The organism is Limisalsivibrio acetivorans, from assembly GCF_000421105.1.
GTDB lineage: Bacteria > Chrysiogenota > Deferribacteres > Deferribacterales > Geovibrionaceae > Limisalsivibrio > Limisalsivibrio acetivorans.
The window spans coordinates 1,670,121-1,684,369 of record NZ_ATWF01000001.1 but is presented as its reverse complement, the minus strand read 5'-3'; the positions used below and the strand labels follow the sequence as shown (position 1 = coordinate 1,684,369).

General features: G+C 50.7%; 14 protein-coding genes. All 14 read right to left on the bottom strand.

Annotated features, from left to right (window positions below):
- Positions 1 to 269: 269 nt before the first annotated feature.
- Positions 270 to 497 carry a carbon storage regulator CsrA gene (gene csrA / locus K300_RS0107950; RefSeq protein WP_022851138.1) on the bottom strand — a complete coding sequence of 76 codons (228 nt, stop codon included), beginning with the start codon at positions 495 to 497 and terminating at the stop codon, positions 270 to 272.
- Positions 497 to 979 carry a flagellar assembly protein FliW gene (gene fliW, locus K300_RS0107945; protein ID WP_022851137.1) on the bottom strand — a complete coding sequence of 161 codons (483 nt, stop codon included), beginning with the start codon at positions 977 to 979 and terminating at the stop codon, positions 497 to 499. Before fliW ends, csrA begins: the two co-directional genes overlap by 1 nt.
- Before the next feature lie 23 nt (positions 980 to 1,002).
- Positions 1,003 to 5,217 carry a flagellin N-terminal helical domain-containing protein gene (locus K300_RS0107940; protein WP_022851136.1) on the bottom strand — a complete coding sequence of 1,405 codons (4,215 nt, stop codon included), beginning with the start codon at positions 5,215 to 5,217 and terminating at the stop codon, positions 1,003 to 1,005.
- Between the two features lie 27 nt (positions 5,218 to 5,244).
- Positions 5,245 to 6,999, bottom strand: a complete 1,755-nt coding sequence (gene flgK, locus K300_RS0107935) for a flagellar hook-associated protein FlgK (protein ID WP_022851135.1) — start codon at positions 6,997 to 6,999, stop codon at positions 5,245 to 5,247.
- A gap of 9 nt (positions 7,000 to 7,008) precedes the next feature.
- Entirely contained in the window at positions 7,009 to 7,491 is a 483-nt protein-coding gene (gene flgN, locus K300_RS0107930; RefSeq protein ID WP_022851134.1) for a flagellar export chaperone FlgN, read from the bottom strand.
- Between the two features lie 50 nt (positions 7,492 to 7,541).
- A complete protein-coding gene (gene flgM, locus K300_RS0107925; protein WP_022851133.1) occupies positions 7,542 to 7,844 on the bottom strand; it encodes a flagellar biosynthesis anti-sigma factor FlgM in 303 nt (100 codons plus the stop codon).
- Between the two features lie 111 nt (positions 7,845 to 7,955).
- Positions 7,956 to 8,363, bottom strand: a complete 408-nt coding sequence (locus tag K300_RS16180; protein ID WP_022851132.1) for a rod-binding protein — start codon at positions 8,361 to 8,363, stop codon at positions 7,956 to 7,958.
- Entirely contained in the window at positions 8,363 to 9,448 is a 1,086-nt protein-coding gene (locus K300_RS0107915; protein ID WP_022851131.1) for a flagellar basal body P-ring protein FlgI, read from the bottom strand. Before K300_RS0107915 ends, K300_RS16180 begins: the two co-directional genes overlap by 1 nt.
- A gap of 12 nt (positions 9,449 to 9,460) precedes the next feature.
- On the bottom strand, positions 9,461 to 10,222 hold the full coding sequence (locus K300_RS0107910) for a flagellar basal body L-ring protein FlgH (protein WP_238320643.1): 762 nt from the start codon (positions 10,220 to 10,222) through the stop codon (positions 9,461 to 9,463).
- A 245-nt stretch (positions 10,223 to 10,467) separates the two neighbouring features.
- Complete coding sequence (gene flgA, locus K300_RS16175; protein WP_022851129.1) at positions 10,468 to 11,361, bottom strand: flagellar basal body P-ring formation chaperone FlgA; 894 nt, start codon at positions 11,359 to 11,361, stop codon at positions 10,468 to 10,470.
- A gap of 5 nt (positions 11,362 to 11,366) precedes the next feature.
- Positions 11,367 to 12,155: a flagellar basal-body rod protein FlgG gene (flgG, locus tag K300_RS0107900; protein ID WP_022851128.1), complete on the bottom strand. Its 789-nt coding sequence runs from the start codon at positions 12,153 to 12,155 to the stop codon at positions 11,367 to 11,369.
- 11 nt (positions 12,156 to 12,166) lie between these two features.
- The gene (gene flgF / locus K300_RS0107895) at positions 12,167 to 12,928 is read right to left on the bottom strand and encodes a flagellar basal-body rod protein FlgF (RefSeq protein WP_022851127.1); all 762 of its coding nucleotides are present in this window, start codon (positions 12,926 to 12,928) and stop codon (positions 12,167 to 12,169) included.
- Position 12,929: 1 nt separating this feature from the next.
- Positions 12,930 to 13,778, bottom strand: coding sequence for a hypothetical protein (locus K300_RS0107890; RefSeq protein WP_022851126.1), 849 nt, complete (start codon positions 13,776 to 13,778; stop codon positions 12,930 to 12,932).
- A 169-nt stretch (positions 13,779 to 13,947) separates the two neighbouring features.
- Positions 13,948 to 14,196 (bottom strand): flagellin, encoded by a 249-nt coding sequence (locus K300_RS16560; RefSeq protein ID WP_081646927.1) that lies wholly within the window; start codon positions 14,194 to 14,196, stop codon positions 13,948 to 13,950.
- Between the last annotated feature and the right edge of the window lie 53 nt (positions 14,197 to 14,249).

Genomic DNA, 14,249 nt, shown 5'->3' with positions numbered 1-14,249 from the left:
ATCTATCTGAATAATTTTCCATCCATGGAAATTATTCTGCCGTTCGAAGAAAGAGACTTCCTTCTCACTTACGCAAGCGAGCTTTCGTCCATGAAATCTTATGCTAATCATACAAATATGGTTGCTACTCAACAGGCTTCCATGGATGGAAGCCCTGAAGGCGGAGTTAAATTGAATTCTATTCAATTTATGTAGCCGGAAGTAAGCAAAGCGAAGGCTTTGCCGAGTGTAGCGGCAGGGAAATTTAATGGATTAAATAATAAGGCGGGCTACTTCTGATTCTTGAAGAAATCCACAATAGACACGAGGTTCTCCTCGCTGGCGGCCTGGATGTTTTCATCCTTGATCGCCTCGTATATCTCCTTTCGATGGACAGAAACGTCCTTCGGGGCATCAATCCCCAGCTTGACGTTTCTGCCCGAGACTTCAACGATACGAATCTCGATGTTGTCTCCGATAATTATACTCTCGTTAGACTTCCTTGATAAGACAAGCATTACTTTTCCTTGTTGACGAATAACGGTGCCTTAATCTGCCACCTGTCATCCTCAAGTATAACCTGTTTCGCAAGTTTTTTCTCTGTATTTAGTAAAATGGGAGCTCTGAGGTTAACCGTAGCCTCCTTAGGGTTGCTGGGAACAACAACGATGGAGAGGAGTTTGATATTCTCCTCGTTCTCTTCTGCGCCAAGTATCTTAAACTCTCTCTTATTGAGTTTTGGCTTATAGTCCGTATGGAATATCTGCGGCTCAATGAGGATGAAGCATACGTTTGAATCCTCCACCGACTGAAGCCAGAGGAAAGGGTATGAGTCCTCCTTTGAAATCAGTAGGAAATCAGAGAGATCGGGGAACCCGAGTATCGGTGAGGAGAGGGTGATAACATCCTCTTCGCCGTATTCAATCTCGCCCAGTTTTTTTGATACGAGTTTATTTCTTTCCATTGTAACCTCTTTGCTCTTTGCAAGGTTGGTCTGCATATCTCACCTCTTAGTATGTCTCATCAAAGGAAATTAAGGAGCGACATCGTCATCACCCTGGCCGAAGTATTCAGAGCCGTTTCATAGGCCTGCATCGCCATCTTGTATTCCATGATGGCTTCGGTCTGATCCTCGGGCTTGGAGCCGAGGAACTCGGCCTTTATCTCCTCATTGGTGGTGGTGAGGGTAGTGTGGAAGTTTACCACGGAATCGACCCTGTTCTGCCTTGTTCCCACCGTTGTGAGGGACTGGTGAATCTGAGTTTCCCCTCTGTCCAGAATGGGTACTTCGTGTTCTATACCTGAGCCCACCGCCGAGGTGTACGTATCCGTAGCGTAGAGGTAGCCGGGGTCGTAATGGTTATATACCCCGTCGGTTACGTAGTATTTCTCGTTGGCGGTGTCCATGGTGTATGAACCCACAAGTTCGCCGTTCTGGCCGGTGACCTTGATCTTCGCTTCGGTTCCAGCTTTGTAGAACCCCATAGTTCCGTCGTAGTCACCTGAGACATGGAAATCGTTAACAGCTCCTCCGTATACGAAGGATATCCGTCCGTCTCCTCTTTTCTCCGCCTGGATATCAGGAGCGAGACCGGCATCGCCGAGTTCCGTATTTATCTCTGCTATAAGTTCGTCCACATTTGCATAATCTTTAGCTTCCACACTGATAGATGTACGTTTTTCTGTTCCGTCGTTGTAGAAGAATGTTAGGGTACGCTCGGCCTGGTTCGCATCTGCCAGAAACAGGTTCGCATCCTCGTGGCCATCGATACTCTGGGCATCACGGATATCGTAGAAGCCGAGGGTTGTGTCTGTCTCGTTCGGATCCGCCGAAGCAGCGGGGTTTCCTGATACGAATATCTGGGATATTGTTCCTCCAGCGTTGAAGGTTATTCTGCCTTCCGCATTCGCTGTTGCTGTTACTCCGGCGGGGAGTCCGGCACCGTTTATCGCCGCCAGAAGGTCCGTCATGGTTGCGTATTCGCCTGAGGGGTCTGCCGGGACGTTGATGGTCGAGTTGTTCCAAGTATCGGTGGCGCTGTCGTAGTAGTTAAGGTCAAGAACCTTCGGCTGGGCAAAGTTAAGCTGTGCCGCTTTTGCTCCGGTATTTGCAGAGTTCTCCAGGTTGAACATGTATGCTGTCTGCTCGTTCAGGGGAACCATGCTTATCTCATGGGTTCCGGAGCCGGAGTTTATTACAAGCTTACCGTTATCGTTGTATCCCCTAACATCAAGATCGGAGAGGTCCGGATCCTGATTGATAGTCCTGATGATGCTGTCGGTTATTACCTCTGAGGGGAGGAAGTTGTCGAAACCGAGCTCTTCGTTTACGTCACCAGCCACAACAACATCACTCACTGTTCCGCCGGGGGAGAGTGTCAGGGTTCCGTCCGGGTTATCCGAGGCCACTACACCGGCGGGGAGGTTGGGGTGTGCATTAATCGCTGCCGCAACTGCCGCCGCATCCGCATAGTTTCCTGCGGGAACCGTAACCCTTGCCGAGCTCCATACGCCGCTGTCCTGATAGTATATATCAAGGTGAGAGTCATCGTTAATTGCGAGTTCGGTGGGCTCAGCACCCGTAGTGGGGTTTGTGAGCGAATCGAAGATGTTGTCTCTACCGATGGAGATATTCTTCTTTGTAACCTCGTTTCCGTCTCTTATATAGAGATCGAAGTCGAGATCCGCATTGGGGATATACTTAACCGGTTCGGTATCAACCTTGAGCTCCCTCTGGATATACATCTCTGTGAGGTCGTTGGTTGTCTGCACCTCATAGGTGAGAAGGTCGTTATAGTTACCACGGAACTCTCCGTCGAAATAGGGTACGGCTGTGGAGTTGAGGCTGTCGTCCCTCCATGCGCTGGGGGCTCCGATGCCTGATTCGGGGATGTTAAGGTTGAGTGCATCGTAGAGATTATTCAGCGAACGGAAAACGTCCACATTCGAGCCGTCCTCAATGATGTTTATATCGCCGAAGCTGAGGTTTGTCTTCGATGTCATATCCACAGAGAAACTTGTGGTGGTCTCGATCTGTCCAAGGGTTATGAAAACACCCTGGGTAAGTTCGATGGGTTCACCGGAGTAGCCGTCTCTGGCCACGGTATCCTCATGGATAAGGTTGCCGTTCTTATCGTGTACTGTGAGAAGAAGCTTGTCGAAGTCGGCAGGGTCTGCGGGGTCTGCGGCTTCGTATTCCATGTTGATGGACCAGCGGTCATCGATGGTTCCCTCGTATTTGCCGGAGAGTACCATATTCTTCTCAAGCATGGGGTATCCTATGCCTGTGTTGCTCTCGTTTATTCCGAAGCTGAGCCTGCTGTCTCCACTTCTGAGATCCGTGATCTTGAATTTTCCATTATCAAGGGATGCGTCCACAGCGTTATCGTAGAGATCCTCAACGAATTCTAGGAGATCGCTCACCCTCTTTTCGTTTCCAGAGGGGTAGTCCGAGTCTCTGGGGGTGGAGAACTGGTAGTCATCCGCTCCGCCCGCCGCTGATACCCTTGTGGCCAGATATGTATCGTTGCCTGAGTTCATGTTGTGCATGGTGAACTTGAGCTCGTAGAGGGGTGCTCCACCGGTGTCGGTTACATCTGCGGTAACCTCAAAGGCGAAGCCTGCATCCTTGATTCCCTGATTAATGCTGTCTTCGATATCCTGTGCGGTATCTGCAGCGTTTACCGTGAAGGTTACGCTTTCGCCGTTTATGAATATTTCGTGGTTTCCGGGGCTGAGATCCGCACGGTTATCGGGGCCGCCGCTTCCGCTTTCATCCTTGTAAACCGTTGTTACGGCCTGGTTGAATTCTTCGTAGTATAGCTCAAAGGTGGTGTCTTTGCCGGTTGCGGAGTAGCTGAAATCACCCTGAGTCATGGGTGTGGGATCGTGGAAGCCCAGGGTGCTGTGGGCGGCTCCGGCAAGCTCTATCTTGACGTTGTCGCCGCTCTTCTTGCTCATGAACATAACACGGTCGCCGTCGTTAACGGCGGTTATCTCATCGCCGAGCCCGTAGTTTTCAAGATCACGGTTTATTTCGAAGATAACCTCTTCTATGTCAGAGTAGCCCTTCTGCTCCATCTGGATATCGAAAACCTCATCGGCGTAGCGGAGTTGAACAAGCCTTTCGTCATCTGTGGTTTCGCTCATATCGAGCTCAACGTTGGCAGGAGCGAGAAGCCTTGCCGTTCCGATCTTATATCCGTTGTGGTCCGTTCCGCTGATGTTTATATAGTCCGCAATGTTTGCGTTGGAGCCGTCTATGTCCGAGAGGTACGTTGTCTCCGTTATATGAAGATCGTTTGTTGTATTTGTGACCGTACCTCTAAGGGTACGGTAGGTCTCCATGAAGGTTTCTCTCCCCGTCATGTTGATGGAAACGTCCTGATTGTAGCCTATCTTTGTACTTACAACGCCGTCATCCCCCTTGTAGCGGATATCTCCGCCGGGTTTGAAGTTGAAGTCGAGGGTGAGGGTTCTCCCTTCCATATCCTTCTCAGGAAGCTTGATGCCAACACCCCTTCCGGTGTTCATCACCATACCTTCCTGATACTTCATGCTCATCTCGTAGTATGTGTTGTTACCGTTACCAGCGGACTCATCGGCGCCGTTGGTGTCCACGAGCATGGTTTTATTGTTGCTGTCCTTCATGGTGAGCTTAGCTATGCCGTTGGTTACGGTTACCTGTATCCTGTATGAGTCCTCGGGTAGTTCGGGCATATCTGAGTACAGCTTTCTCACGAAGGCTTCGCCGCCGTCCTGGTTTGATACAACACTGCTGACCTCTGCGGGGTCATCTGTGAAGGGCTCTGTCTGGGTTTCGTATCCGGAGAAGATGTACCTTCCCATGTAGTTTGCGTTGCCGATATCCACCATGGAATCGAGAACGTTCTTGACGTCCCCGGCGAGTGCTTTTCTGGATGTTGCGTTCTGGCTGTCGTTAAGACCGTATACGGCGTACTCGTTAAGGGCATCGGATATGATGCTTGAGGCCCTCTGGAGTTCGTTGTCCTCGTTTGTTATCCATGTGAGCGCATTCTCTGCGTTGCGCTTGAACTGATCCATTTCGTCTATCTGGCGCTGGATACTGAGTGCGGAGACGTAGTTTACCGGATTCTGCTCCGGTGTGAGGAGGTTTCTTCCCTTGTTGACAGATTGCTGTCCGTCCGCAACGCTGTTGAGGTTTTTCTGGATACCGTCCAGATACCTCATTGTCATGAAATTAAACGTTATTCTCATGCCGTTCTCCCAGCATATGTTATGCTATTATCTTCCCACAAGGCCTAAGCCGTTTATAAGCTTCTCGAGCATGGAGTCCACAGTGGTTATGAAGCGTGCGCTTGCCTCGTAGCTTCTCTGGAAGCGGAGGAGGAGTGTGAGTTCCTCGTCCATGGAAACGCCCTTAACCCCTTCGAGCTTAAGTTCCATCTCATCGAGGGCGTTCTGTTTTGTCTCCACGAAAATGTCCACCTTGTGCTTGTCGCTGCCGATCCCAGAAACGAAGTATCCGTAAAATTCATCGATAGTTACGCTTTCACCCTCGAATACTTCCTTGAACTTGAGGTCGGCTATATCCTTTGCAATCTCGTTGTCGCCGTCCGCTCCTGTGCGTCCGGTGGCTATGTAGAGGTTGTTGTCCTGTATAAGATCCGCTATTTCGATATCCTCGGCGCCTGTTCCTTTGAAGTAGGAGTTTATACCTGCGCCCACGAGGAAGTTTGATGTATCGTCGGTGAAGGCGAAGGAGTAGCCAGCCTCGGAGTATATCTTCACAGTGTTGTTGAGCGAGAGGGAGGCCTGTATCTTGCCTCCGGAGACATCGCCGTCCGCTGCGGATATCTTCGCAATGACGTTGTTGAGGTTGTCCTTCGTTGGGTCGATATCGATATCGTAGTTGTCTACGGGGTCTCCGCTGCTGTCGTATACAGTTATACGGAAGGTTCCCTTGTTTACATCCACAGGGAATGCTCCCGCATCCTCCCCCATGACGAAGGAGGGGTTGGGTACTCCGTTTGTGGAGGTGATCTGATTTAGTCGTATAACACCCTGACCGAGGGAGTGGATGCGGTTTGTCTCGTTTATGAGTGTGCTGGCGAGCTCGTCCAGTTCGTCCTTATAGCCCGCTATGGTCTCATCCCTGGTTTCGAATTCCGCACCGAGCTTGCCGCCGGTAATCTGAGAGGAGATGTCGATCTCACCCTTTATGCTTTCGCTGGTACCCCATTTTACGGAAACTTTGTTGTCCTGCTCTGTGTCCCTCTCTGCGTATAGCTTGAAACTCTCATTCTCGTCCACAAGGGCGTTTCCGCCGACGTATACCGCGATCTGGGTATTCTCACGCTCATAGACGTTTACGTTTACAAGCTCGGAAAGCTCCTTAAGGAGTGCATCCCGCTGGTCACGATAGTCGTTTGCATGTGCATCAGTTGCTTCCACAACGGCGATCTGTTTGTTGAGGTACGTTATATTGTCAGAGATCTGGTTAATCTGGTTAACGTATTCGGTTATATTGTAGTCCGATTCCTTTTGGATGGCGGAGAGGGCATCGTAGCCGTCGTGTATCTTCTGGGTAAGTGTTTCCGTGGTTTCCACGAGTGTCTGCCGCTTAACGAGTGCCTCTTCGGATTCATCGGGCGGGTTGTTCGCTACATCACTCCATGCGTTGAAGTAGTCACGCAGTGCCTCGCCGAGTCCGGACCCGTCCTCAAGTTCGTTGAAGTAGACCTTCGCCTTTTCCAGACCTGTCTGGAGGGTTTTGTAGTATTCAAGCTCCGCATTCTCTTCACGTACGCTTGAGGCGAGGAGTTCGTCATAAACCCTGTTGATATCCTCAACGGTAACGCCCCGGCCGAACATGTTCTGGCTGTATAATGCCGGCGACTGCGTGTCGAGGCTCACTGTCTGGCGTGAGTAGCCGTCGGTGTTGACGTTTGCTATGTTGTGTCCGCTAACATCGATACCCGCCTGGGCGGCCATGAGGCCTGAGATACCGGATGAAAGCATTCCGTATATATTGGACATGGTGTCCTCCTAGCCTCTTCTGTCAATGATAGAGGTGGTTCCTTTGGCGGGTTTGCTTGTTCCGCCATAGGTTTTGGTGCTTGTTATGCCGAGTCTGTCGAAGAACTCGGAGACAAGACCGATATTGGTTCGATAGATTATCTTGAGTGCGAGGTTCTCATCGTTCAGTTTGGAAACGAGATTACTCAGTCTCTCACGTACGGACTGAAGGCGTGAGCGCTGCTCCTCGTCTTGGCAGGTTTCAATTATATCTGAAAGGGTTATGTCCTCGATTCCGAGTTCGAGGGAGAGCTTCTTGATGGAGGTTTTTCTTGCCTCCTCCAGAACCTTCTCCTTATACAGAACGGTATCCTTGCGCTTGGTGAGTTCGATGGTATCGTCCACGTTCCAGCGTGTTACGGCCTCTTTCTCAAGGGCCATGATCTCTATAAGCTCAGAATACAGACTGCACTGCGATTCGAGTATTTCAACGAGGTTTTCGATCTTTCCCATCCCATTACCTCCGGGTGAAGTAATGAGACGCCGTTGATATGCAGGGTTATTTAGAAGATATCGTCGATGGCGGCGTTAACAACCTTTTCGGCAACCTGACGGCCGGATACGTTGTAGTTTCCGCTTTCGATCTTCTCCCTGATTTCATTAACAAGCTCGGTTCTGACTTCGGGAGAGTCTTTGAGCTGCTTGGTGAGTGTGGAGGCGGTCCTTGCCTGGGAAGATATACTTATGGTATCCTTCTCTGCAGCTGAGGATGCGGAACCGTTCTGGGCAGCCTTCTTCTTCTCTGCCTTCTGGTTCTGCTCTGTCTTGTCGAGTTTTAGGTTGTTAAACCTGTCTTCAATCCTCATTTGGTAGTTCCTCCTGGTTCATTATCCTTATCGACACGAACCTGATTTACTTTAGCAGTATTTGCTCTCCCGCGCCAGTCCAAACTGTGTGGAGTCAGCGTCTCTGCTATACTAACTAGCAACGTTAATGCCAGTCCCTTTTTTGTCTTCGATCTTGTAATTACCGCTGTTATATTGCTTTTTCAGATCGGTATTCTTTTCTTCATGGAAATTGTTTCCCTGATCGCTCTGTGGAAGATATTTCTTCATCTGCTCAAAGAGCATGTCGCCAAGCCCTCCGGTACCCATCTCGGCACTGGTCTTTGCAAGCTCTTCATCGAGCATGTCTGTAAATATCTCCTCGCCCCTCCCCTTGGGGACAAGGTCGGATTCCATGGTGGTTTTACGCATAGATTTGAACATCTGATGGAGAAAGAGGGATTCGAACTGGCTGCACGCTTCCTTGAGCTTCTTTTCCGCCTCTCCGCCTGCGCCGCCTAAGCTTTCGGCGAGGCGTGCACTTGATACCGCCTCTATCATTACATCACCTCCAGATCGCCGTGGAGGGCGCCTGCTGCCTTGATGGCCTGCAGGACTGAAATGAGATCCCTGGGGGTTACACCGATGGAGTTGAGCGCCTTTACAAGGTCGCTGATGCTCACTCCCTCGGGGACAATCATAAGGTTACTGTCCTCTTCGGTTACCTCTATATCAGTGTTCTGGGTTTCGTTTTCCTCTTCGGGATTCAGCAGGTTGCGCTCCGCTTCCACAGTGCTTGATATGGTTATGGTAAGGTTCCCATGGGATACGGCGACGGTACTGAGCCTTACATCCGAACCCATTACGATGGTTCCCGTTCTTTCGTCCACAACCACCTTCGCCTGGCTGGCGGGGTTTATCTGTATACTCAGTACGGTGTCGAGGAAGTCGTAGAAGCTCTCCCTGAATACCTCGGGTATATCCACACGGAGGCTTGTGGGGCTCTGGATGCTCGCCACCTCTGCGCCTATGTATGCGTTTATGGCTGATTTGGCCTTCACAACATTCGAAAGGTTATAGTCATCAAAGGCCAGATTGAAATGGTCCGTGTTCATCTTGAATGATACGGACTGCTCAACGAGACCTCCGTTTGGGATCATCCCCACGGTTGGGTGGTTCTTCGTGGCGCTTGCACCTCCGGCGGAGACGTTCATTCCGCCCACTGATATAGGCCCCTGAGCCACGGCGTATACCTCTCCGTTAGCTCCGGAGAGGGGTGTCATAAGGAGTGTGCCCCCTTCGAGGCTGTTTGCATCACCTATAGAGGAGACTACAACATCTATCTTGCTCCCCGGCTTTGCAAAGGGGGGGAGCTTGGCGGTTACCATAACGGCGGCAACGTTCTTTACCTTAACCTGATCCTTGTCCACCGTTATACCCATCCTCTCGAGCATGTTTACCATGGACTGTATGGTGAACTGGGTCCCTGTTTTGTCACCCGTTCCATTGAGGCCCACGATGAGGCCGTAGCCGAGGATCTGGTTATCCCGTATACCCTCAACGGATGTGAGATCCCTTATCTTGACATTCCCCCATGAAGCGGAGGCTGTGAGAAGTATTATGAGTATTACGAATGCCTTTCTCATGCTTTTATCCCCTTAGAACGGCCAGAGCCAGCCGATCATGCTTCCGAGCCATCCTTTCTTGTTTGCATCTGTTAGGATGCCTTTGCCCTTGTAGCTTATTCTGGCATCGGCGATGGCTGTGGAGGCTACGGTGTTGTCCGCATTTATATCCTTCTGTCTTATAATCCCGGTTACGGTGATAGTCTGCTTCTCCTGATCCACGAGTATCTCCCTGTGTCCTTCGATTACAAGGTTTCCGCTGGGGAGCACCTGGATAACACGGGCCGCTATTGTTGCGGATACTGTGTCGGACTTGCTCTTGTTCCCTGCACCCTCGAAGGAGCTGGATGTGGAGGTATCAAGCTCGGGGTTGAAGTTTTTCCCTGTACCGAGGAAGTTGCCCATGCCCAGGTTTGTGGGAAGACCGAGCAGGCTTGTCAGGGCGGAGTTGTGCGAACCGGAGCGTGATGTTGATGTTGAGTTTGAGTTGGATGCGGAGGAGGATTCGGTTATCTCTACGATGATGATGTCCCCCACCTGCCTCGCCTTGTAGTCGAGGAATAGTGTTCCCTTGCTCCCCACACTGCTCCAAAGGGAGGGTGTGGGCTGTTTATCCTTCATCTGGAGGTGATAATCTTCCAGGTCCTTTCTGTATGAGCTTCCCATCGCCTCCGGTTCCATCTCGGGCTTTTTTGAGCATCCCGTAAGAACTATGGCGGATATGGCCGCTGTGAGGAGGATCAGTTTCGCTGCGCCGTTCATTCTGTCCATTGCTGCACCTCTTGATCTGTTCATTTCACGGGTGTTTTAGCTAGAAGTGTGCCAAAAGCTAATTAAGCGGGGTCAGTCCCCCATAAGCAAGGATGAGGGATACCCCGGTCATCAGGGTATCCCTTTGGAAAGAAGGGGCGGGGGAATTTATTTCCTCGCCGCCCCCGGAGGAGAAAAAAATATTGGGTAAAGAAAACCTTCCTTCATGATGGAAAAAGCTTCCTTAAAGAAAACGTTATATTATGCTTTGATGCGTCGGCTTCAGCGGTTTAGAAGTTGGCTTTTGCGATCCTGCCCCCCATAAACTCTGCTGTAACTATGCGTCCACTTTCTATATTTCTTACCTTAACAAGCTTGCCTTCGATTGCATCGTCCATGAGAGTTCCCTTGGTTTCGATGCGAAGTGTTCCTGATTCGTAAACGAGCCTTACGGAACTCCCCTGTGCGAGGTCGGGCTTGTTCTTGAGCATATCCTTTGTGATCGTTCTGCCTTCGCCGATATTTCTGTCTGCCACGAGGCCTGTGGGCTCATAGACGAGATCCCCGCGAACTCTGGACATATCCACCAGCTCGTATTCCACGCTTTCCTTGAGGGTTTCCCCTTTTCTTACCCTGTCCGTAGTGACAAGGGCTTTAACGTATCCTTTAACGTAGGCGGAGAAGGATATCTTTCGGAATCCGTTATCTATGTATCCGTGTACAGTGCCCACTCTGGGGTTGTTCAACTCCATGGTGAAGTCGCCGCCCGGAGCTGTGCTCAGGTTTCTGGGGAGGCGGATCTTCTCGATCTCAAGCTCAGCATCGGGGAACTCTGCGGAGAGCTTACCAATGAGCCTGTCCTTTACGTCCTCTTCCATAACGGGTTCTCCGTTTCTCACAAAGACAGCCTCGCCGGGTCTTGCGTTTATGCCGTATCTGTTTATGAGGTGTTTGGACATCTGCACGCTTATCTTCCGCTCCTCGCCGTAGTTCAGGCCGCAGTAGATCTTGTCGTCTATCCCCAGAGTGGGGAAGATATGATCCATTCGGACGCATTCGTCATCGATGCGGATGATGTTTGCGCTGTATGCGGAAAGGGTGGACCAAAGCATAAGGAATACAAAAAGAACAGCCGTGGCGATGATCTTGAGTGCGAAGTTTGCAGAACCGTTTCCTCTTCTCATATCAATTACCTCTTGAGATTGTTTACTATCTGGAGCATCTCGTCTCCGGTCTGGACAGCCTTTGAGTTGATCTCATAGGCTCTCTGGCCGGTGATCATATTCACCATCTCCTCCACAAGGTTTATGTTGCTCATCTCCAGAATATTCTGGGCGAGGGGACCGAAGCCGTCGTCGCCGGGCTGGCCCACTTGGGGGTCGCCGCTGGAGCCTGTGGCGGTGTAGAGGTTTTTTCCTATGGCATGCAGGCCGGAGGGATTGATGAAGCGGGCAAGCTCTATGACGCCGAGCTCAACTGGTGCCTCTTCGCCGGGGAGGAAAACGCTTACCGTGCCGTCCTCCGCAAAGGATACCTCCGTTGCATTTTCGGGGATCGCAATGGCGGGCTCCACAAGGTAACCATTGGGGGTTGTGAGGTTGCCGTTGCTGTCGATCTTGAAGGCTCCTGCTCTTGTGTAGCCGATGTCACCGTTGGGGAGCTGGATCTGGAAGAAGCCGTCACCTTCGATGGCTACGTCCAGCGTGTTTCCGGTGTACTGGAAGTTACCCTGGGAGAATACCTTCTCCACCGCATTCACCTTGGTTCCGAGGCCAACCTCGATACCAGTGGGGTGAACAAGCCCTGTGGCGGTTATGGCGCCTGCTCTTCTGGTTTCCTGATATATAAGATCCTCGAAGAGGGCTCTGGATTTCTTGAAACCTGCGTTGTTCACGTTCGCAAGGTTGTTCGATATTACATCGATATTAGTCTGCTGCGCCGTCATTCCTGTGGCAGCAGTCCATAGTGTTCGCATCATAATGAGCCTCCCTAGGCGTACTTGCCGACGTTATTTATAACGTTACTGTTGAGCTGGTCTATCGTCTGGACCACCTTCTGGTATGTTTCAAATCCTCTTGATGCTTCAATCATCCTCGTCATCTCCCGAACGGCGTTTACGTTGCTCATCTCAAGATAGCCGTTGATAACGCCGGGGTTATCCGATTCTTCGGGGATGGTGTTCACAGCGGCGTAGAGATTGTGCCCCACCTTCTGGAGGTTTTCTGTATCCTCAAACTGGGCTATGCCGAGCTGGGTCACTGCGGCGCCGTCTGCGAGTATCGTACCGTCCTCTGCCACGGTGAAGTTTTCCGGCAGGACGATGGGCTGGGGCGCCTCTTCCACATTGGATAAAACAGGGTGACCCGAAGCTGTTACAAGCTCGTTATTCTCGTTTATGGTGAACTGGCCCGCCCTTGTGTAGCGGATGCCGTAGGGTGTATCCACTGTGAAGAATGCGTTTTCATCGGAGAGGGCGAAATCGAGCTTGTTGCCTGTCTCCTTGATGTAGCCCATCTCGAAATCCGTTGATTCTTCAGCGAGTTTAACGGTGGAATTCATCGCCTTGTTGTAGTCCGTTGAGCGGATAAAGTCCTGGGGGAATTCTTCCTCGTGGGGTATGTATTCGTTGAATACGGGAACATCCTTCTTGTATCCGGCGGTGTTAACGTTTGCCAGGTTATTGGATATGGTTTCCACACGTTTTTCCTGCATCATCAGGCCACTGGTTGCGACATAAAGTCCGTTCAGCATTCTATTTCTCCTCCGCCTCGGCCTCTGCCTGGGCCTTTCTTTCAGCCTCCAGCAGTTTTGCTCTTCTTTTTTCTTCCTTTATCCTGCGTTTCGTTTCCTTCTTAAGGATCTTGTCCATATCCTTTTTATCCCCGCGCTCTTTCTTGGCGAGGTAGTACTTTTCGATACGCTCCTCTGTTCGTTCCCAGAATGTTACCGGCTTACCGTATGCCTTTGGGAGTGCCTCGGCGAAGATGTTTCCCAGCCCCTTCATAGTGAGGTAGCGAACGGGCTTTGCATCCTTTCTGGGGAAGTACCAGAAGTTCTCATCGGATTCGCTCTTAAGCTTTATCATGCTGATGAAAACGGGGGTGTCGGAACGGTCCATTATGGAGAGAACCACCATGGAGGAGTTCTCCGCATAGGAGCGTTCGGCGGACTCACGAACCTCTGTGGTAACGATGTAGTCTGCGTTCTGTATGTAATTTGTAACCCTTCCTATTCCCGTTACTGCGAAGTAGTTTTTCACCATTCGCCCCATCGGCTCGTTGAACTCGGTTCCGCTAGGACTGCTCATGCGGGCTGGAATTACGAAGTAGGTCTTCCCCTCGTCTATTGTCTCCAGCGAACGGGCATAGAACTTCTCGGTCTGTTCTTTGGTTTTGTCGTAAAGGAGTGAGGAAAAGTTGGAGTTTATCTCTATGGTGGCAAGGGCATAGAGAAGGCCGGAACCCGGTGTTACCAGAAGTTCATAGAACCTCCCCGCACCCGCCTCTATGTCTTTGGCGAATCGTGGGGGATTCATCGGTGTCTCGAATGTGCATCCCGCAAATATCAGTAAGCTTACTAACAGGGGAAATATTTTCTTCATCCCGGCCTCCGTTTGAGTGTACTAATCAAGAAGTGTGCCAAGACGAGGTGTGTGTATGATGTAGATAATAAAAAAGCTCTTTTTGTTAGGTGTTAACGGCATTATGCTTATTAGACGCAAAAAACCCCGCCTGTTACAGCGGGGCTTTGAGATTACTGTTCATGAGTCTTTAACCCAGAAGCTGTAGAGCAAGCTGGGGGAGTGCATTTGCCTGGGAGAGCATGGCAACGTTTGCCTGGGAGAGGATCTGGCTCTGGGTGAAGCCTGCCATCTCGGAGGCTATATCCAGATCACGTATCCTTGATTCCGCCGCAGTCAGGTTTTCTCTGGCGGTATCAAGGCCGACGCTCTTTCTGGAGTGAGCATCGGTGTTGTCAACGGTTACGAAGCTGTTTTCACCCTCCTGGGTATTTGATATGGAGACTCCGTTTTAAGAAAACGTATATAAAAAACGGGTATAAAAAAGAACTA

Coding starts and splice junctions, on each gene's coding strand:
- flgK (WP_022851135.1), bottom strand. CDS start 6,999: ATGTCCAATATATACGGAATGCTTTCATCCGGTATCTCAGGCCTCATG.
- flgG (WP_022851128.1), bottom strand. CDS start 12,155: ATGATGCGAACACTATGGACTGCTGCCACAGGAATGACGGCGCAGCAG.
- K300_RS16180 (WP_022851132.1), bottom strand. CDS start 8,363: ATGATAGAGGCGGTATCAAGTGCACGCCTCGCCGAAAGCTTAGGCGGC.
- K300_RS0107910 (WP_238320643.1), bottom strand. CDS start 10,222: ATGAACAGATCAAGAGGTGCAGCAATGGACAGAATGAACGGCGCAGCG.
- flgM (WP_022851133.1), bottom strand. CDS start 7,844: ATGAGGATTGAAGACAGGTTTAACAACCTAAAACTCGACAAGACAGAG.
- fliW (WP_022851137.1), bottom strand. CDS start 979: ATGCAGACCAACCTTGCAAAGAGCAAAGAGGTTACAATGGAAAGAAAT.
- flgN (WP_022851134.1), bottom strand. CDS start 7,491: ATGGGAAAGATCGAAAACCTCGTTGAAATACTCGAATCGCAGTGCAGT.
- K300_RS0107915 (WP_022851131.1), bottom strand. CDS start 9,448: ATGAGAAAGGCATTCGTAATACTCATAATACTTCTCACAGCCTCCGCT.
- csrA (WP_022851138.1), bottom strand. CDS start 497: ATGCTTGTCTTATCAAGGAAGTCTAACGAGAGTATAATTATCGGAGAC.
- K300_RS0107940 (WP_022851136.1), bottom strand. CDS start 5,217: ATGAGAATAACGTTTAATTTCATGACAATGAGGTATCTGGACGGTATC.
- flgF (WP_022851127.1), bottom strand. CDS start 12,928: ATGCTGAACGGACTTTATGTCGCAACCAGTGGCCTGATGATGCAGGAA.
- flgA (WP_022851129.1), bottom strand. CDS start 11,361: ATGAGAAGAGGAAACGGTTCTGCAAACTTCGCACTCAAGATCATCGCC.
- K300_RS0107890 (WP_022851126.1), bottom strand. CDS start 13,778: ATGAAGAAAATATTTCCCCTGTTAGTAAGCTTACTGATATTTGCGGGA.